Genomic DNA, 17,930 nt, shown 5'->3' on the forward strand with positions numbered 1-17,930 from the left:
CCGTCCGCCGGCGCCCCCGCGTTCTACAGCGGCTCACCGGCCGGTGAGAGCGGGAAGACGATGAAGTCGTCGCGGACGATCCGGCGCGGGGTGTCGCCGGCCTGTTCGAGCGCCTCGGCGAGCTCGGTCAGCGCCTCCGGCGCCAGCTGTAGCTGGTGTTCACCCGGGTGGCGGTCCGACCCGAACCCGAAATCGACACCCGGCTCCTGACTCATCTCGATGTGCGTGCCGAGGACGAGGCGGACCGGTTTGCCGGCGGCAACGAATGCGGCCAGTCGCGCGATGCTCGCCCGGTACGCCGGCCAGTCGAAGACGTAGAGCCGGCCCGGATAGAGCGAGTCCCCGGTCAGCAGCAACTGCGTCGAACGGTCGTAGAACGCCAGGTGCGAAGGGTGATGCCCAGGAATCGGTACGACGTCCAGCACGCGATCACCGAGATCGAACTCCACCACCTCGTCGGGCCAGGCCGAGATCCCGAAGTACTCCGCCACCTCCTCCGCCGACTTCCCCACCACGCGAATGCGCCGCTTGCCTTCCTTGCCTTCACTTCCAGGTGTTGCGAACTGGTTGTCGCCGCCGACGTGATCGCCGTGGCCGTGGGTGTGCGCGACCACCAGCTCCAGGTCGCGGCCGTCGAGCAACTCGTCGACCACCTTGCGGAGGTCGGCGTGGCCGGTGCCGGTGTCGAGCAGGAGAGCGCGCTCCGAGCCGAGCAACAGATAGATGAACGGACCTTCGAAGTTGGTCCGCAGCGCCTGCCGGATGATCACCGTGCGTTCGTCGTACCAGTGGACCTGGTGCTCGGCGCTGTCGGCAGTCGTGCCGTCGTCCCACTGCGGCGGAAAGCTGGTCATCTCCGAATTGTCGGTGACGCCGGGGACACTTGGCACGTGCGTCATGATCCGTCCATCCTTCACGTCGACCTCGACGCCTTCTTCGCGGCGGTCGAGCAGCGGGACAAACCCTCGCTACGCGGCAAACCCGTCGTGGTCGGCGGCATCGGCCTGCGCGGCGTCGTCTCGACCGCGTCCTACGAGGCGCGCAAGTACGGCGTACGGTCGGCGATGTCGACCGCGGAGGCGCGATCGCGGTGCCCGCACGCGGCGTACCTGGGACCCCGCTTCGAGGTGTACCGGGAGACCAGCCAGGCCGTGATGGCGCAGATGCGGGCGCTGTCCCCGCTGGTGGAGCCGCTCTCGCTGGACGAGGCGTTCGTCGATCTGACCGCTTCCGGGCTGACCGGCCTGACCGTCGAGGACGTGACGGCGATCGCGAACGACCTGAAGGCGGCGATCAAGGAGGCGAGCGGCGGCCTGACCGCGTCCGTCGGTGCGGGGACGTCGAAGCTGATCGCGAAGATCGCGAGCGATCTGGACAAGCCCGACGGTGTCGTCGTCGTCCCACCGGGGACCGAAGCGGAGTTTCTCGCGCCGATGCAGGTGACGGTGATCCCGGGAGTCGGCCCGGCGACCGCGCAGCGGCTCAGCATGGCCGGAGTGCGGACCGTGGCCGAGCTGCAGCAGCTGGGCGAGGACGAGCTGATCCGGCAGGTCGGCTCGGCGCACGGCAGCAGCCTGCATCGGCTGGCGGTCGCGGCGGACGACCGGGCGGTGGTGAGCGACCGGGAGACCAAGTCGGTCAGCGTCGAGGACACCTTCGAGACCGACCTGCTGGACAGATCGTTGCTGACGGCAATCAGTGACCGGATGGCGCACCGGGTCTCCGAGCGGCTGCAGAAGGCGCAACTGTCAGGGCGCACGGTGACGGTCAAGACCCGGATGCACGACTTCACCACGCACACCCGTTCGTCGACGCTGGCCGGGCCGACCGACGACCCGCGAGTGATCGCCCGCGTCGCACGGCGGCTGCTGGACGACAGTGACGTCTCCGGCGGCATCCGGCTGCTCGGTGTCGGGGTCTCGTCGCTGGCCGACTGGATCCAGGACGATCTCTTCACCGAAAGCGAGAACGAGGAGGTCCCGCTCGAGCTCGTCGAGCTGCCGGAGCGCCCGCGCGAGCGGCTGTCGGGGTACTACCCGGGGCAGGACGTCGTGCACACGACGTACGGCGAAGGCTGGGTCTGGGGGTCGGGCCGCGGTGTGGTGACGGTCCGCTTCGAGACCGCCGAGACGCCGGCCGGCCCGGTGCGGAGCTTCGCGATCGAGGACCCTGAGCTCCGCCGGCTCGAGCGGAGGCCGCCGGACGATGTAGCCGCGAAGGATTCAGCCCCGGAGACGCCGGTGCCGGAGACGCCGGAGCCGGAGATCTCAGGTCCGGAGATCTCAGCCGCGCAGGCGGACTGACAGACAGGTCACGCAGCCTTCGAGTTTCTCGAACTCGCTGATGTCGACGACGTGGACCTGATAGCCCAGCTCGGTGAAGAGGTCGGCGGATCTCGGCGCCGAGGCTGCCATCAGCAGCCGGTTCTCCCCCAGCAGCACGACGTGGGCACCGGCCTCTTCGGGGACGGCCAGGTACTTCGGGAACGCGGCCGGGTCGTCGACCAGAGGTTCGTACCCGATGACCGTGCCGTCCGGAAGCGCGGTCACGGCCGACTTGAGGTGCAGCACCTTGCTGACCGGTACGGCGACGACCTGCGCGCCGAGGGGTTCCAGGAAGGTGCGGAGTTGATCGATCCCCGCCTGGTTCGTCCGGCCGCCCAGTCCGGCATACACGGTCGAGCCGATCTTGAGCACATCGCCACCGTCGAGTGTGCCGGGCTCGCTGATGTGCTCGATCCGGTACCCCTGGGCGGCGACGGCGCGCTCGGCTTCGGCCGCTTCCGGGCGTCGCTCGTCCGCACCGGCTCTGGCGATCACCGCGAGGTCGCCGAAGACGACCATCGTGTCCTCGACGAACACGCCGTCCGAGCAGTCGTCGATCGGCGGTACCTCGACACATTCCCAGCCGGCGGCGGTCAGCGCGTCGACGTACTCCTGCCATTGCCCGGCCGCCAGGCCGACGTCCACCGGCACGCGTTCGATGTGGGTGATCAGGCCCTCGGCGAGGCGGGGGCCGGGACGGCGGACGAGTGCACGAATAGTTGCCATGGGCGCACAGTAGCCGTCGCCGCGGACGAATTCTGCGTGCATGTGGGGGCGGATCGCGGGTACCTGGATCGAACAGGCCCGACAGACAAGGACGTGGAAATGCCGAAGATCCTGCAGCAGACCGGTGGCGACGTGGTCGAGGTCATCCTTGCCGATCACCGCTGGTTCGAGGAAGCGATGCGCGAGCTCCGCGACGTCGGGAGCGACCGCGACGCGGTGCTCGCCGATCTCGCGACGGTGCTGATCGCGCACGCCGAAGCTGAGGAATCCAAGGTGTATCCCGCTCTGCGGAAGAAGCAGGCGATCGATTCCGACGAGGTCGAGCACTCCGAGCACGAACACGACGAGGGCAACGAGGCTCTGCTGGCGTTGATGGAGGTCACGGACAGCAGTTCGGAGGAGTTCAGCGAGAAGACGCACGAGCTGTCCGAAGCGCTGTCGCATCACCTCGACGAGGAAGAGCGCGACATCCTCAATCCGGCCCGCACCGAGGTGGACGAGGAGGTCCGGCTTCGCCTCGGTACCGACTTCGCTACCGAACGCGCCCGGCAGATCGACGCCGGCTGCGGCTCGATCGAGAACGTCCGCAAACTGGTCGAAGCCGCCCAGAAGAAGAGTGAACAGAAGAAAACTGCACAGAAGAACTGAGCTGTACTGCGTACGTCCGGTCGCGATTGGTCCTGCGACTCTGCGCGCGGGTCAGTCGCCGGAATCGGCGTGAGTGCGGCTGACCCGCGCCCAAAGTCGCAGGAAAGTCAGAGCGGGATGACGAGACCTTCTTCGGCGGCGATGACTTCGCCGGGGAAGGTCTGCTGCGCCTCTGCAACGGAGAGAGCGCGATCCGAGCCGGGCCAGAAATGGGTCAGGAGAAGGCGTTTCGCAGCAGTCGCACCTGCGCCGGCTTCGGTTGCGGTCATCACGTAACGCGGTGTCGTCGTCGGCGAATCCCCTTGCAGGGTTGCGTCCGAGATGTAAAGGTCGGCGCCCGCGGACAACTGACCCAGCTCGGGAGCCGGACCGCTGTCGCCGGTGTAGGCGACGGTGAGTCCGGGCGCACTCAGCCGTACGCCGAGGTTGGTGACGTAGTGCGGCAAGAGCACGCTCTCCAGGCGGAACGGCCCGATCTCCTCGGTCGTGGCGAGATCGTGCACGTCGAACACGGTCGCCGGATCCGGACGCGGCTCGAGCGCCCGTAGTACGTCCAGGACTCCGGGTGGGCAGTAGAGCGGGATCGCGGCTTCCTCGGGGGCCGAGTAGTAGCGGACGCGGGCGAGAGCGCTCACGTCGACGCAGTGATCCGGATGCTGATGAGTGACCACGACGGCGTCGACCTCGCCGTCAGGGCAGTACTTCAGCAACTGCGGCAGCGCCGCATAGCCGAGATCGAGGACCAGCCTGAACCCGTCGTACTCGAGCAGGAAACCGGCACAAGCGCGTCCCGGCTCGGGCCACGCGCCGCAGGAGCCGAGGACGGTGAGCGATCTCATCGAGCGCCGAACGCCTCGTCGGTGGAGACGATGTCCTTGCCCAGCGGCAGCAGCGAGATCGGGATCAGCTTGAAGTTCGCCAGGCCGAGCGGGATGCCGATGACGGTGACGCACAAGGCGATGCCGCTGACCAGGTGACCGAGCGCCAGCCACCAGCCCGCGACGAGCACCCAGATCACGTTACCCAGCACGGAGCCGGCGCCGGCGCTCGGCTTGTCGACCACGGTCCGGCCGAACGGCCAGAGCGCGAACCCGGCGATCCGGAAGGACGCGATGCCGAAGGGAATGGTGATGATCAGGACGCAGCAGATCAGCCCCGCGGCGACATAGCCCAGCGCCAGCCAGAAACCGGCGAGCACCAGCCAGATCAGGTTCAGGATCGTTCTCATACCTGCCAGCCTGCCACCCGCCGGGTGTGTTCCAGCGTCAATCGGGCGACGAGTCCGGGATCGTTCCGGGGCAACCAGTGGCCACCCCTGACCACCTGCGTGCTCAGGTTCGGGGCCCAGCGGGACACGTCGGTCTGCAACGGCGTCGTCACGAAGGCATCCCGATCGGGAGAAACGGCCAGCACCGGTACGTCGGTTCGCCGTTGCTCCGGCCGGAGCAGCCGCGGGACGACGTTCGCGCGGTACAGATTCAGGCCGTTCACGAAGTCTCCCAGGGAGCGCTCTCCGCGTTCCGGTGGCATTCCGCCGGCGCTGGACTCCAGGCGGCTGAAGATCCGATCCGCCCAGCCCTTACGCCAGCCGTGTTCGGGCAACCAGGGCAACTGGAAGTAGAAGATGTACCAGGAATGCAGGAGCTGTCCGATGACCTCGCGGGCCGGCCGGCGGCTCCGCAGGAAGAACCCGGCGTGATCCAGCGACGGCCCCGAGATCGAGACGTACGAGGTGATCCGCCCGCGCAGCCGTTCGCTGGTCACGAAGTGCCACGACTGGATCGAACCCCAGTCGTGCGCGAGCACCTGCACCGGCTGGTCCGGGGACACGGCGGCCAGCACGGCCGCGAAGTCCTCTTCGAGCCGATCGAGCTTGTACGCCGCCCGGCCACGCGGATGATCCGACTCCCCCGCGCCGCGGACGTCGTACGTGATCACGTGGAAGTGTTCGGCGAGTTGCCGCGCCACGGGCTGCCACAGGTTGGCGTTGTCGGGGTAGCCGTGGACGCAGATCAGGACGGGCGCGGCCGGATCGCCGTACTCGTAGACCGCGATCCGGGTGCCGTCGGCCGAGGTGACCCGCACGAACTCAGTACTCCTCGGTGGAGATCACCCGGAAGGTGATTCCGGCACGGACCAGCCGGTCGCGCAGAGCTGGGCCCATCGCGGCCGCCGTGGTGGTCTGGCCCGAAGTCGCTGGGAGATCGTCCAGCGCCAGCGAGAGAGCGCATTCACCGAGCATCTTGGCGGTCTCGTCATAGCCGGGATCGCCACCGGCCACCTCGGTGATCACCCGCCTGCCGCCACCGGAACCGACGAAGCGCGCCTTGAACCAGGACTTGGCGCGCCGCTCAGGGCTCGGTCCGTCACCCGCTTTGAACCTTGCCAGCAAGGCGTTCCGGGCCGGTGGGATCTGCGCGGCGGCCACCAGCAACCCGAGCCCCGCGATGCCGCCGGCAACGACCGGCAGACGCTTGACCGCGGCGTAGTGCGAGTACCGGAAGTCGGGTCCGTAGCTGTCGAGCAGACTCGCGGAGTAGGCAACGATCTGCGGGTCGACGGTCGGCAGTGGGACGGCCCAGAAACCCTGTGCCCGGTGGATCGTGCCGGTCGTCAGCTTCACCGAACGCCCTTCCGGACGAGGTTGGGCCTTGCGGCGGGCGCGGTGGGCGTCGAGGTTCTGCTTGCCTCGGGAGAACGCGGTGATCGCGGTGTGGAAGGTTCCACTCGACGGCTTGCCGCCGGCGCGGAGCAGACCGTCGACCTGGATCGGCACCCGGGCCGGCAACTGCTCGACGGTGAACTGGACGCCCAGGTCGTACGGGATCGAGTCGAAGCCGCAGCAGTGGATGAGTCGCGCGCCCGTTTCGACCGCCTTCGCGTGGTAGGCGACGTACATCTTGTCGACGAACTCGGACTCACCGGTCAGGTCCAGGTAGTCGGTACCGGCCTCGGCGCAGGCGGCGACCAGCGGTTCGCCGTACCGGACGTAGGGGCCGACCGTCGTCACGACGATCCGGGTGGACACAGCGAGCGCTCTCAGCGTTTCTGGGTCGCCTACGTCGGCGAGGACGAGCTCGACATCGATGCCGAGCTTCTCGCGGACCGCCTCGAGTTTCGCCTTGTTCCGGCCGGCCAGGGCCCACTTCAACTCGGCCGGCGCGTGCTTGGCCAGGTAGGCGGCGGTGAGCTCGCCGGTGAAGCCGGTCGCGCCGAGCAGCACGACGTCGTACTGGCGGTCGTCGGTCATCGGCGGGTGGCCTTCTCCGAGTCGGCGCGGCCGCCGGCGCCCGAGGCGCGGGAGGATTCGGCGGCGCCACGCGCCTCGATGTCGGCCAGTGCGGCGCGGTCGGCCTTCGGCACGTTGAAGCGCGCGCCGAGTTCGACCAGGTGCGGGATCAGGGACCGGAAGATCTTCATCGGCCCGATCCAGCCCGGTACGTGCACGACGCGCGAGCGCTTCTTGATGCCCTGGACGAACTTGTCGACGGCGAAGTCCAGCGGGTAGACGCGGCTGGCCAGCGGGATGCCGGTCCGGACCCGGCCGAAGACGGGGTGCTCGTCGACGCCACGCACCATGTCGGTGTCGACGAAGGTCATGTGCGCGACGCCGACATCGACGCCGAGGTGCTTGAGCTCGGCTCGCAGGGTGTTGCCCATCGCCTCGACGCCTGCCTTGGCGACGTTGTACGACGCGAGGCCGGGAATGTGCACGACCGCGGCCAGCGACGAGACCAGCAGCAGGTAGCCCTTGCTCTCGAGCAGGTGCGGAAGAGTCAGGTGGACGGTCCGCCAGACGCCGTACAGGTCGACGTCGAGAACGCGCTCCCAGACGGCCGGGTCCATGCTGCGGGTGAAGCCGGGCGCGGCGATCCCGGCGTTCGCCATCACCACGTCGATCCGCCCGTAGCGCTCCGCAATCGCCTCGACGGCGGTCCGAAGAGACTCCAGGTCGGTGACGTCGGCCTCCCACCAGCCGGCGTCGGGGCCACAGTCCTCGGCGACCTTCTTCAGCTCGTCCGGTTCGAGCCCGACCAGGGCCGGCGTCGCGCCCTCGCTCGCCAGTTTCCGGGCCACGGCGGCACCGATCCCCCGGGACGCGCCTGTGATGAGTACGACCTTGCCCGCCATCGCCGACCTCCGACTGTTGAGTGGATACTCAACAGTAAGTGCTTATTGAGCTATTACTCAATAGACTGCTCCCATGACCCACGCCACCCCGCAATCCGCCGGCAGCCCCCCAGGCGAAACAGCCGCAGGCGGAACAGCCGCAGGCGCGGACGGTGCTAGGTCTCCGCGGAGAAAGGCGACCGGGGTCGCCGCTACCGCGACCGGCGATTTGGGGGTTGGCGGGAAGGGTGGGGAGCGGTCTTCGCGGTTGCGGCCGGAGGAGCGGCGGAGTCAGATCCTGGATGCGGCGCGGCGGGTGCTGGAAGCGGATCCGCATCGGGAACTCACGGTCGAGCTGGTCGCCGCCGAGGCGCAGGTCTCCCCCGCTCTGCTGTTCCACTACTTCGGCTCGAAGAAGAAGTTCCAGTACGCCGTGATCGAGGAAGCCGCCGCGGAAGTCATGCTCCGGACCGCGCCGGACCTGTCGCTGCCACCCGAGGAGCAACTGCGAAGCGGGATCCGGGCCTTCGTCCGAGCGGTCCTCGAGGCACCCCAGCTCTACCGGGCGACCCTGCTGATGTCGGCGGCCGGCGATCCCGCAGTACGCGCTCTCCACACGGAACTCCGGCAGGTTTTCAGCCGCTGGGTCATCGACGCCGTCGCCGCCTCCGGAACCGAGGTGACGCCGGCCGTCGAACTCCTGTGCCACGGCTGGCAGGGGTACGTCGAGCAGACCCTCCTCACCTGGATCGAGAACCCCACCGTCTCCCCCGACACCCTCGAACACCTCTGCGAAGGCTCCCTCGCGGCTCTCCTGACCACCGTCTGATCTCCCGGCCGTCGTACCTCCAGCTCTCCCGGCAGTCCTACCTCCAGCGGTGGTTTCGGCGCTCAGGACGTCTTCGAGGCGTTCGCCGGCGGCTCCCTGGCGCTGAGGGCGGCGACCGACCGCTAGGGTTCTCGCGTGCTGAAGGTTGCGACGGTGAACGTGAACGGGATTCGGGCCGCCTACCGGCGCGGGATGGCGGCCTGGCTCGAGCAGACCGATCCGGAAATCCTGCTGATGCAGGAGGTCCGGGCGACCGACGAAGTACTGCGGGATCACCTCGGCGGCGACTGGCACATCGCGCACGCCGAGCCGGTGATCGAGGGCAGCAAGGGCCGCGCGGGCGTCGCGATCGCGAGTCGCCGGCCGATCAAACTGGAGACCGTCGACCCCGGGCCCGAGCGGTTCGCGGGCTGCGGCCGCTGGGTCGAGGCCGAGATCGTCCTGGACGACGGGAACACGCTCTCGGCGATCAGTACCTATGTCTTCACCGGCGAGTTCGAGACTCCGCCGCGGCAGGCCGAGAAGTACGCGTTCCTGGACGCGATCACGAACCGGCTGACCGCCCTCCGCGCCGACGGACGGCACGTGCTGATGTGCGGCGACCTGAACATCGCCCACCGCGAGGTCGACCTGAAGGCCTGGAAGGCGAACCGGAAGAAGAGCGGTTTCCTGCCCGAGGAACGCGCCTGGCTCGACTCGCTCTTCGAGTCCGGCTGGGTCGACCTCGGCCGCCGCTTCGGGGGCGAGGGCCCCGGCCCGTACTCCTGGTGGTCCTGGCGCGGCAAGGCCTTCGACAACGACGCCGGCTGGCGGATCGACTACCAGATCGCTTCACCGCAGTTGGCCGCGAGCGCGACCGACTGCGTGATCCACCGCGCCCCGACGTACGCCGAACGCTGGAGCGACCACGCGCCCGTCGTGGCGACGTACGAGATCTGAGCGGCGCTAGCGCGGCCACCCGTTGCGCCACATCATCCGGCTGCGCATCATCCGTGGGGTGTCGCGGGCGTTCGGTGCGATCGAGTGGAGCACCCAAGGATGGGTTAGGTAGACATCGCCTGCCTGTCCGACGAGCTCGACCACGCGGACCGGGATCCCGTCCAGGTCCGTCTCGCTCACCAGGTCGGCAGCCCTGTCCTTGCGAGTCAACTGGCGGAACCACGGGTGAGATGCCAGCACCTGATCGCGGACAGCCTTGAAGTCGCGTTCTTCGGTGGTGGTCAGGTAGCGGGCGATCACCCGATGGGAGCCGGCGACCTGCGGCGTACCACCGCCACCCGGTTCGAGGTCGCCCAGGAGCGCCCAGACCTTGACGCCGATCAGTTCGTCCTGCGGAATCTCGAAGCCGACATCCGTGTGCCACTGCCGATGCGGTAACGACCAGGGCTCGTCGGTCGGCAGTGTCACCAGGACCTGGCCCTGATGAGGAGGCTCGGACCAGCCGGCCGGACCCAGCAGTTGGTCGAGCGCCGACCGGAGCGGCGGCCCAAGGATCGCGTTGGCCGCGGAGTCCTTCTTGCTGGCGACGAGATTCGTCGGTCGTACCGGGGCCCACGTACTGCGATTGTCGCGCCGCATCCCGTACAGCTCGCCGAGTTCCCGCCACAGCACGTTCCGCATCCGGTTCGCGTCCTCCGCCGAGAACGCGGCGGGGATCCGCACGATCCCGTCCCGGGTGAATTCCTCCAGCTGACTGTCACTGAGCATCTCCCCATGCTGAACCGATCGAGGAGAACCCTCCACTCATATTCGGCGGTCAGCAGGAGTCGCGCGGGTGCCCGCGGTGACGCTGTAATGTCGCTCGCATGTCCGAGTTGAAGCCGCCGGTCGCGGCGAAGAAGCCTGTTGAACGCACCCACCACGGCGACACGTTCGTCGACGACTACGAGTGGCTGCGGGACAAGAGCGACGACGAGGTACTGGACTACCTGCGCGCCGAGAACGCCTACACCGAGGCCCGGACCGCGCATCTCGAATCGTTGCGCGAGGCAATCTTCACCGAGATCTCCGACCGCACCCTGCAGACCGACCTGAGCGTGCCGGCCCGGCGCGGCGGGTACTGGTACTACACCCGCACGGTCGAGGGGAAGCAGTACGCGATCAGCTGCCGGGTGAAGGTGGACGGCGACGAACCGCCGGCGACCGAGGGGGAGATCCCCGGCGAAGAGGTGCTGCTCGACGGGAACGAGGTCGCGGGCGACTCGGAGTTCTTCTCGCTCGGCACCGTCGACGTGTCCCCGGACGGCCGGCTGCTCGCCTACTCGACCGACCTGACCGGCGACGAGCGTTTCACCTTGCGGATCAAGGACCTGAGCACCGGCGAACTGCTGCCGGACGAGCTGCCCGAGGTGCACTACGGCTCGGCCTGGTCCGCCGACGGCTCGACCATCTTCTACACGAAGGTCGACGACGCGTGGCGGCCGCACCAGATCTGGCGTCACACCCTCGGCGAGTCCGACGACGTGCTGGTGCTGGAGGAGCCGGACGAGCGGTTCTGGGTCGGCGTCGACCTGACCCGCAACGAGCAGGCGATCATGATCAGCCTGGGGAGCAAGCTGACCAGCGAGGTCTGGCTGCTCGACGCCAACGACCCGACCGGCGACCTGGTCGTCGTCGCGCCCCGGCGCGAAGGTGTCGAGTACGACGTCGAGCACGCGGGCGACCAGTTGCTGATCACGCACAACGCCGACGCGGCGAACTTCTCCCTCGCGACCGCCTCCCTGGACGCACCCGGTGACTGGACCACCCTGATCGAGGGCGACGAGTCGAGCCGGCTGCTCGGCGTCGACGCGTTCGCCGACCACGTGATCCTGTACCGCCGCCGGAACGCACTCACCGAGCTCGCGATCATGCGCCGCGACGGGTCGGTCTTCAGTGCTCCGGAGGCTCTCACGTTCGGCGAGCCGATCTACACGGTCTCCCCCGGCCGCAACGACGAGTGGCACGACACCCGCTACCGGTTCGGCTACACGTCGCTGGTGACACCGTCCACGACGTACGACGTGGACGTGCTGACCGGGGAACGCCGGTTGCTCAAGCAGCAGCCCGTGCTCGGCGGGGTCGACCTGAGCGACTACACGCAGTACAGGGAATGGGCGACGGCACCCGACGGGACGCAGGTGCCGATCTCGATCGTGGCGCGCAAGGACGTCGCGAAGGACGGCAACGCGCCGGTCGAGCTGTACGGCTACGGCTCGTACGAGTCGTCGATCGACCCGTGGTTCTCGATCGCGCGGCTGTCCTTGCTCGATCGCGGCGTGGTGTTCGCGATCGCACACATCCGTGGTGGCGGGGAGATGGGCCGGCACTGGTACGACAACGGGAAGACGCTGACCAAGCGCAACACCTTCACCGACTTCATCGCGTGTGCCGAGCACCTGGTCAAGGACGGCTGGACCCGGCCCGAGCGACTGGTGGCCCACGGCGGCAGCGCCGGCGGCCTGCTGATGGGCGCGGTGGCGAACCTGGCACCGCAGGCGTTCGGTGGGGTGATCGCCCAGGTGCCGTTCGTGGACGCGCTGACGACGATCCTGGACCCGTCGCTGCCGTTGACGGTGATCGAGTGGGAGGAGTGGGGTAACCCGCTCGAGGACCGCGAGGTCTACGAGTACATGAAGTCCTACTCGCCGTACGAGAACGTGACCGCCCAGCAGTACCCGCGGATCCTCGCGATCACCAGCCTGAACGACACCCGGGTCTTCTTCGTCGAACCGGCCAAGTGGGTGGCCAAGCTGCGAGCGACGGCGACCGGCGACGTCGACGTACTGCTGAAGACCGAGATGGAAGCCGGGCACGGCGGCCGCAGCGGCCGGTACGACGCCTGGCGGGAGCTGGCGTTCCAGTACGCCTGGGAACTGGACGTTCTCGGGCTGGCCTGACCACCGCAAATCCAGCGAAAGCCCCGAAAGGTCTGTCGGCCTCTCGGGGCTTTGCGCTGCCTTGCACAAGTTCCGTTTTCCCGGGAAGGTCCCGGGTACCGGATGCGTTGTCCACGGCGGGACGTCTTGCTGGTGTGTGCTGCAACACATTTCGGCAGCCGAATCGCTGACAGAACAATGGTCGCCGGGAGTCAACCAATGATGCGGCTTCGGCGTCCTCGGGGCGGAAACCCAGCAGATGAAGCCGAATCCGCGCAGCAGGCGGCGCAGGCGCGCAAACCCGGTTCGCTCGTGGGATCCACGCTGAGTTGCCACTGAAGAACGGTGCCGGGAAATCTCAGGGAACGTTCAGGCTGTTTACACACTCATCGTGGAATCTTGAACCTCACTCGAGCGTTGCTCTCCATGTAACGACGAAGGGAGTTTCGGTGGCTCGCATGGCTCGTGTCCGGTCAACGGACGACGGTATCGACGGCAAGGACAGCGTCGGTCTCTACCTCGAAGAGATCGCTCGCACTCCTTTGCTGACCGCTGAAGAAGAAGTCGAGCTCGCTGAGACGGTCGAGGCAGGTCTCCTCGCGGAGCAACTGCTGGCCGAGGGGCGGGTTGGACGCAAGAAGGGCGGAGCGCCCAAATATGCGACGGAGGAAGAGCTGGAGTGGCTGGCCGAAGAGGGCCAGCGCGCGCAGCAGCGGTTCGTGACCGCGAACCTCCGGCTGGTGGTCTCGATCGCCCGCCGCTACGGACGGTCCCAGATGCCGCTCCTGGACCTGGTCCAGGAAGGCAACACGGGCCTGATCCGCGCGGTGGAGAAGTTCGACTACCGCAAGGGATTCAAGTTCTCGACGTACGCGACCTGGTGGGTGCGGCAGGCGATCACCCGCGGTATCGCGCAGCAGGCCCGAGTGGTCCGGCTGCCGGTGCACGTGGTGGAGCAGCTGAACCAGATCGGGTCCGCCCGGCGCACGCTGGAGCGCAAGCTCGGGCGGGAGCCGGAGCTCGACGAGATCGCGGCCGAGCTGGACCTGGACGTGGAGCGGGTCACCGACCTGATCCGGATCGGCCGGGACCACATCAGCCTGGACAACCCGATCGACGACGAGGGTGAGACCTCGCTGGGCGACCTGATCGCGGCCGAGACCGCGCCCGGGCCCGACCAGCTGGTGGCCGACGCCTCCGACCGGTCCGGACTGTTCAGCCTGGTCGACCAGCTCGACCCGAGGTCGGCCGACGTCATCCGGCGCCGGTACGGGCTGCACGACGGCCGGCAGGCGAAGCTCGCCGACATCGGCGCGGTGCACGGCATCTCGGCCGAGCGGGTGCGGCAGATCGAGCGAGAGGCCCTCGGCCGCTTGCGCCGACTCGCCGACCCGACCCTGGCCGCCTGATCCCGAGCCCCGGCGCCAGCCACTGAACCCCACAGGACCCCCGAGCCGCACCAGCGGCCCGGGGGTTCGCTCGTATCCGGACCCTCAAGCCGGACCGCCTCGTACGCCGAACTCGCGCGAAAGCCGGATGTCCAAGGCGTTCCAGGCCGTCGATCTGGATCCCGGCGTGCGTTGTCGGCGATGCTGTGGGCGTGGAGTACGTGTCGAGGGTGCCGCGACCCCCGCTGGACAGGCTGATCGACGACCTCTACTACCTGGAGGGTTCTCCGCCGTACGCCCGTCTGATGCTTCCGCCGATGCCTGGGGCGCTGCTCATCGTCAACCTCGGGGCGCCGTTCCGCATCCGCGCCGGCGGCGACATCGAGACGGCCGAGTACGCCGACGGATGCGTGGTCACCACGCCCACCCGCGCGCTGGAGTTCGGCTACCCACCTCGGACCCGGTCCGTCGGCATCCACTTCAAGCCGTGGGGGCCGGCGCAGTTCTTGCCGATGCCCGCGGCCGAGCTGTGCGACCGGCCGGTGACGATAGAGCAGGTTTGGGGCAGACCCGCCATTGCTGAGCTGCAAGATCGACTGGCCTCGGCGGACGGACCGCACGAGATGCTGACGCTGCTCGAGGAGGAGCTGATGCGACGGCTGTGCGAGACCGCCGGCCTGGGCCTGGTTCGCCAGACGAGCAGAGTCATCGCGGCGACCCGCGGCGCGGTGGCGATCCGCGACCTGAGCGTGGCAGCCGGTGTCAGCAGTACTCACCTGGCACAACGGTTCAAGGAGCTCATCGGCGTTACGCCGAAGCGGCTCGCTCGCACCTACCGCTTCGCCACCACCGTCTTCGCGATCAACCCCGCCGGCCCGATCGACTGGGGCGACCTCGCCGGCGGCGCGGGCTACTTCGACCAAGCCCACTTCGGCCACGAGTTCCGGGACTTCACCGGACTTACGCCGACCCGGTACGTCGAAGTCCGGCGTCGGTTCCTGCGCGAACATCCCGGCCACGCGATGGACGGCTGGCCACTGCCGGTCGATTGATTTCTTACAAGAACGACAGCCCACAACCCGCTAATTTGAGTGACCCCGAACAGAGGAGAGCCCGGTGGGCAAGGTGGTCATGTACAGCTCGGTGTCGGTCGACGGCTTCGTCGCGGACGGGAACGACCAGCCCGGACCGCTGTTCGACTGGCTGACCAGCGGTGACGTCCCGTTGGACGACAGCGGCGTGCTGAAGGTGTCGCAGACGTCCTACGACTACATCCGGCCGTACTGGGACGAAATCGGCGTGACAGTCGTCGGGCGGCACGTCTTCGACCTGACCGACGGCTGGGACGGGAAGCCTCCGGGCGGGATGGACCATATGGTCGTCGTGACGCACCGACCGGCGCCCGAGGGGTGGGACCCCCAGGCGCCGTTCCACTTCGTCGACGGCGTCGAGGCAGCCGTGGCCAAGGCCCAGGAGCTTGCCGGTGACCGCGTCGTCGAGGTCGCCGCCGGCGACGTCGGTGGCCAGGTGCTTGCCGCGGGTCTGGTCGACGAGGTGCGCATGGACGTCGTACCGGTCGTGTTCGGGTCCGGCAAGCGCTACTTCGGGGCGGTCGACGCGCAGCACCTGCTGGAGGATCCGGACGTGGTCATTCAGGGCAACCGGGTGCTTCACCTGCGCTATCGGACGCGTCGTTGACCGATCCGCCCTAGCACCTCACCTGCGGCAAGATCGCCGGTTTCAGGCGGCGTGGTTGTTCCAGGTGTCGATCAAGGTGGGGAGTTCGGCGAGGCGGTGGACGGTGGCGTCCGGGACGCCCTCGGTGTGGCCGATCTGGTTGGTGGGGATCGCACTGTGCGGGATGTGAGCGGCTCGCATGCCGACGTTCTGCGCACCCCAGACATCGTCGAACAGCCTGTCGCCCACGAACAGGCACCGGGCGGGCTCGGCCATCTCGACCGCCTGCATCGCCGCGCGGAACGCCTCCGGGTGCGGCTTCGTCCACGGCACCTCGCTGGTGTAGACGGCCCCGTCGATCAACTCCAGGACGCCGTCGCGCGCGAAGATGTCCTCGTGTCGCTGCCGGGACCAGATCGTGTTCGACAGGATGCCGATCTTCAGTCCGCGATCCCGCAGCGCCTGCAGCGTCTCGATCGCGTCGGGCTCCAGCTCCGTGTGCGGCTGCCACTGACGCTCGTACTCCGCCAGCGCGGCCGGCGTCAGCTCCACCTCGGCCAGCAGGCACACCTCCTCCAGGGTGCTGCTCAGGTGCTCGTCCCGGGACCGCAGCCAGATCGATCCCTCGGCCTCGACGAGTCGCTTCGCCAGCTCCTCGGCCCGGGTCTCGTCGATCACCGTCGCCACGGACCGCCAGACATCGTGCAGGTCGATGTCGTGCCAGGTCGCCAGCGTCCCGCCCCAGTCGAACAGCACGGCCTCGATCGGTTCGTTCTTCACGTTCGTCACGGCGGATAGATTGCCAGACGGCGCCGACAATCTCCTCCGGTTATCCGCTCACCGTGGCGATCTTCTGCCGCTTGGCCAGCCACAGGACGGCGTACGCGTAGAACACCAGGGACGGGATGTCGCTGACCAGCAACGTCCACGGGGCGCCGCCCTGGTTCGACCAGCCGTCCAGCTGACCCATTGCCGCAGGCAACAAAAACGCGAACAGGTTGTTCATCGTGTGCAACGCGATCCCCGCCTCCAGTCCCCCGGTGCGGATCGCCAGCCAGCCGGCCGTCATCGCGAACAGGAAGATGTCGGCCATCGCCCATCCGGTGTACCCGTGCGCGGAGACGAACGCCGCGCTGCTGATCACCAGTGCCGGCCAGGGCGAGCGCAGGATCCGCTTCACCACGCTGTCGCCGGCCGGTCCGTACGAGCCCACTGCCTGCACCAGCCACCCGCGGAACAAGAACTCCTCGGCCGCGGACTGGAACGGCACCAGCAAGAGGATCAGCACGGCCGAGACGAGGAACGCGCTCAATCCGACCCAGGAACCGGAGTCCGAGGTGTCGGTATCGGCGCCCGGGAAGATCGCGTCGGTCGCCAGGCTCAGCACGTACGAGAGCGCGAGGTAGCCGAGTGCGGGCAGGCAGCAGAGCGCGAGCCAGCGCAATCTCAGCCGGTTCTGTACGGAGGCGACACTCCAGGCAGGGCGGCGCTGAACTACCCACACGACCAGCAGCACAGCGGGCGTGAGGATGCCGAGCATCACCAACTGGGCGGCGAGATCCTCGGTCGTGTTCGGGAACAGCGTGTTGCCCTCGGGCACGGTGAAGTCGCCCGCCACGATGCGGTGCACGACCTCCCAGGCGATGAGGACGGCGACAGTGAGAAACAGCGCGATGACAACCAGCAGCGCAGTACCGGCCAGCGGCCGCCACCACCTGAACTTCGCAGTCCGCGCCAACCGATGAAACGGCTCCCCCGCCGGCGCCGCCACAATCCGAGGCTCCACCGGCCCCCGCACCCCGAACCCCACCTGCCCGTACTGCGGCCCGTACTGCGGCTGCCCGTACGGCGGTTGCCCCGGCGCCAGCCCGTACGGCGGTTGCCAATATCCCGGTTGCCCCGATGCCTGCCCGTAAGGCGGTTGCCCGTACCCGGGTTGCCCCGGCGCCTGCCCGTACCCGGGTTGCCCCGGCGCCTGCCCGTACCCCGGTTGCGCCGGTGGTTGGCCGTGCCCCGGTTGCCCCTGCTCAGGGCTGTACTGCGGTTGACCCGGGGGTTGGTCGTATTGCGACGGGTTCTGTTGGGGCCAAGGTGGTGGGCCGGGGTGTTGATAGGGATTGGACTGCTGGTGTGGGTTCATCGGATACGCAGCCGGTTGCTGCGGTGGGCTGCCCCACGGCGGCGGCTGCTCCGGCGACCAGAAACCCGGCGGGCGCTCCCCCGCCGACCCACCGTCCACAGCTCGCACCTCACCAGCGCCGGCCTCGTCGGCTCCCCGCCGATCCGGCGGATCGGGTGGGGAACCCGCGGCGGGCTGGTCGGGCGGTGGTGGCGGGCCTTGGTGCGCGTCCATGGCGTGACTCTATGAGAT

General features: G+C 68.4%; 18 protein-coding genes. 8 read left to right on the forward strand and 10 right to left on the reverse strand.

Annotated elements, in window-relative coordinates; translation table 11 throughout:
* Positions 1–23: 23 nt before the first annotated feature.
* On the reverse strand, positions 24–899 hold the full coding sequence (locus EV138_RS33970; protein ID WP_133984174.1) for an MBL fold metallo-hydrolase: 876 nt from the start codon (positions 897–899) through the stop codon (positions 24–26).
* Between EV138_RS33970 and EV138_RS33975 the strand changes: the two genes are divergently transcribed.
* Positions 891–2,303, forward strand: coding sequence for a DNA polymerase IV (locus tag EV138_RS33975; protein ID WP_133984176.1), 1,413 nt, complete (start codon positions 891–893; stop codon positions 2,301–2,303). The genes EV138_RS33970 and EV138_RS33975 overlap by 9 nt on opposite strands.
* Here the strand turns inward: EV138_RS33975 and ddaH are convergent.
* Entirely contained in the window at positions 2,283–3,050 is a 768-nt protein-coding gene (gene ddaH / locus EV138_RS33980) for a dimethylargininase (protein ID WP_133984178.1), read from the reverse strand. The genes EV138_RS33975 and ddaH overlap by 21 nt on opposite strands.
* Positions 3,051–3,149: 99 nt before the next feature.
* Between ddaH and EV138_RS33985 the strand changes: the two genes are divergently transcribed.
* Positions 3,150–3,698 (forward strand): hemerythrin domain-containing protein, encoded by a 549-nt coding sequence (locus tag EV138_RS33985; RefSeq protein ID WP_202867041.1) that lies wholly within the window; start codon positions 3,150–3,152, stop codon positions 3,696–3,698.
* Between the two features lie 107 nt (positions 3,699–3,805).
* Here EV138_RS33985 and EV138_RS33990 read toward each other — a convergent pair whose 3' ends face one another.
* Genes EV138_RS33990 through EV138_RS34010 form a run of 5 tightly spaced genes read right to left on the reverse strand, consistent with a single transcriptional unit; the run spans position 3,806 to position 7,829 of the window.
* The gene (locus EV138_RS33990) at positions 3,806–4,537 is read right to left on the reverse strand and encodes an MBL fold metallo-hydrolase (RefSeq protein WP_133984180.1); all 732 of its coding nucleotides are present in this window, start codon (positions 4,535–4,537) and stop codon (positions 3,806–3,808) included.
* Positions 4,534–4,926, reverse strand: a complete 393-nt coding sequence (locus tag EV138_RS33995) for a YccF domain-containing protein (protein ID WP_133984182.1) — start codon at positions 4,924–4,926, stop codon at positions 4,534–4,536. The genes EV138_RS33990 and EV138_RS33995 overlap by 4 nt, the downstream gene beginning before the upstream one ends.
* Entirely contained in the window at positions 4,923–5,783 is an 861-nt protein-coding gene (locus EV138_RS34000) for an alpha/beta fold hydrolase (RefSeq protein ID WP_133984184.1), read from the reverse strand. The genes EV138_RS33995 and EV138_RS34000 overlap by 4 nt, the downstream gene beginning before the upstream one ends.
* A gap of 4 nt (positions 5,784–5,787) precedes the next feature.
* Positions 5,788–6,948: a saccharopine dehydrogenase family protein gene (locus EV138_RS34005; protein ID WP_133984187.1), complete on the reverse strand. Its 1,161-nt coding sequence runs from the start codon at positions 6,946–6,948 to the stop codon at positions 5,788–5,790.
* Entirely contained in the window at positions 6,945–7,829 is an 885-nt protein-coding gene (locus EV138_RS34010) for an SDR family oxidoreductase (protein ID WP_133984190.1), read from the reverse strand. Before EV138_RS34010 ends, EV138_RS34005 begins: the two co-directional genes overlap by 4 nt.
* A gap of 247 nt (positions 7,830–8,076) precedes the next feature.
* Here EV138_RS34010 and EV138_RS34015 point away from each other — a divergent pair, with 247 nt between their 5' ends.
* Together EV138_RS34015 and xth are read left to right on the forward strand one after the other, a co-directional pair.
* Positions 8,077–8,637: a TetR/AcrR family transcriptional regulator gene (locus tag EV138_RS34015; protein WP_238158552.1), complete on the forward strand. Its 561-nt coding sequence runs from the start codon at positions 8,077–8,079 to the stop codon at positions 8,635–8,637.
* A 135-nt stretch (positions 8,638–8,772) separates the two neighbouring features.
* Positions 8,773–9,576, forward strand: coding sequence for an exodeoxyribonuclease III (gene xth / locus EV138_RS34020; protein ID WP_133984194.1), 804 nt, complete (start codon positions 8,773–8,775; stop codon positions 9,574–9,576).
* 6 nt (positions 9,577–9,582) lie between these two features.
* On the opposite strand, the gene EV138_RS34025 is transcribed toward xth, so the two are convergent.
* A complete protein-coding gene (locus tag EV138_RS34025; RefSeq protein WP_133984196.1) occupies positions 9,583–10,344 on the reverse strand; it encodes a phytanoyl-CoA dioxygenase family protein in 762 nt (253 codons plus the stop codon).
* A 98-nt stretch (positions 10,345–10,442) separates the two neighbouring features.
* Here EV138_RS34025 and EV138_RS34030 point away from each other — a divergent pair, with 98 nt between their 5' ends.
* The 4 genes from EV138_RS34030 to EV138_RS34045 all read left to right on the forward strand — a co-directional run bounded on the left by EV138_RS34030 (position 10,443) and on the right by EV138_RS34045 (position 15,580).
* Positions 10,443–12,515, forward strand: a complete 2,073-nt coding sequence (locus tag EV138_RS34030; protein ID WP_133984198.1) for a S9 family peptidase — start codon at positions 10,443–10,445, stop codon at positions 12,513–12,515.
* Positions 12,516–12,943: 428 nt separating this feature from the next.
* Positions 12,944–13,903: a sigma-70 family RNA polymerase sigma factor gene (locus EV138_RS34035; protein WP_112239847.1), complete on the forward strand. Its 960-nt coding sequence runs from the start codon at positions 12,944–12,946 to the stop codon at positions 13,901–13,903.
* A 191-nt stretch (positions 13,904–14,094) separates the two neighbouring features.
* Positions 14,095–14,934 (forward strand): AraC family transcriptional regulator, encoded by an 840-nt coding sequence (locus EV138_RS34040; protein WP_238158553.1) that lies wholly within the window; start codon positions 14,095–14,097, stop codon positions 14,932–14,934.
* 64 nt (positions 14,935–14,998) lie between these two features.
* Positions 14,999–15,580, forward strand: coding sequence for a dihydrofolate reductase family protein (locus tag EV138_RS34045; protein ID WP_133984200.1), 582 nt, complete (start codon positions 14,999–15,001; stop codon positions 15,578–15,580).
* 42 nt (positions 15,581–15,622) lie between these two features.
* On the opposite strand, the gene EV138_RS34050 is transcribed toward EV138_RS34045, so the two are convergent.
* Positions 15,623–16,348 (reverse strand): HAD family hydrolase, encoded by a 726-nt coding sequence (locus tag EV138_RS34050; protein WP_133984204.1) that lies wholly within the window; start codon positions 16,346–16,348, stop codon positions 15,623–15,625.
* A gap of 40 nt (positions 16,349–16,388) precedes the next feature.
* Positions 16,389–17,912, reverse strand: coding sequence for a CPBP family intramembrane glutamic endopeptidase (locus EV138_RS34055; RefSeq protein WP_133984206.1), 1,524 nt, complete (start codon positions 17,910–17,912; stop codon positions 16,389–16,391).
* Positions 17,913–17,930 lie beyond the last annotated feature (18 nt).

This window comes from Kribbella voronezhensis (assembly GCF_004365175.1).
Lineage (GTDB): Bacteria > Actinomycetota > Actinomycetes > Propionibacteriales > Kribbellaceae > Kribbella > Kribbella voronezhensis.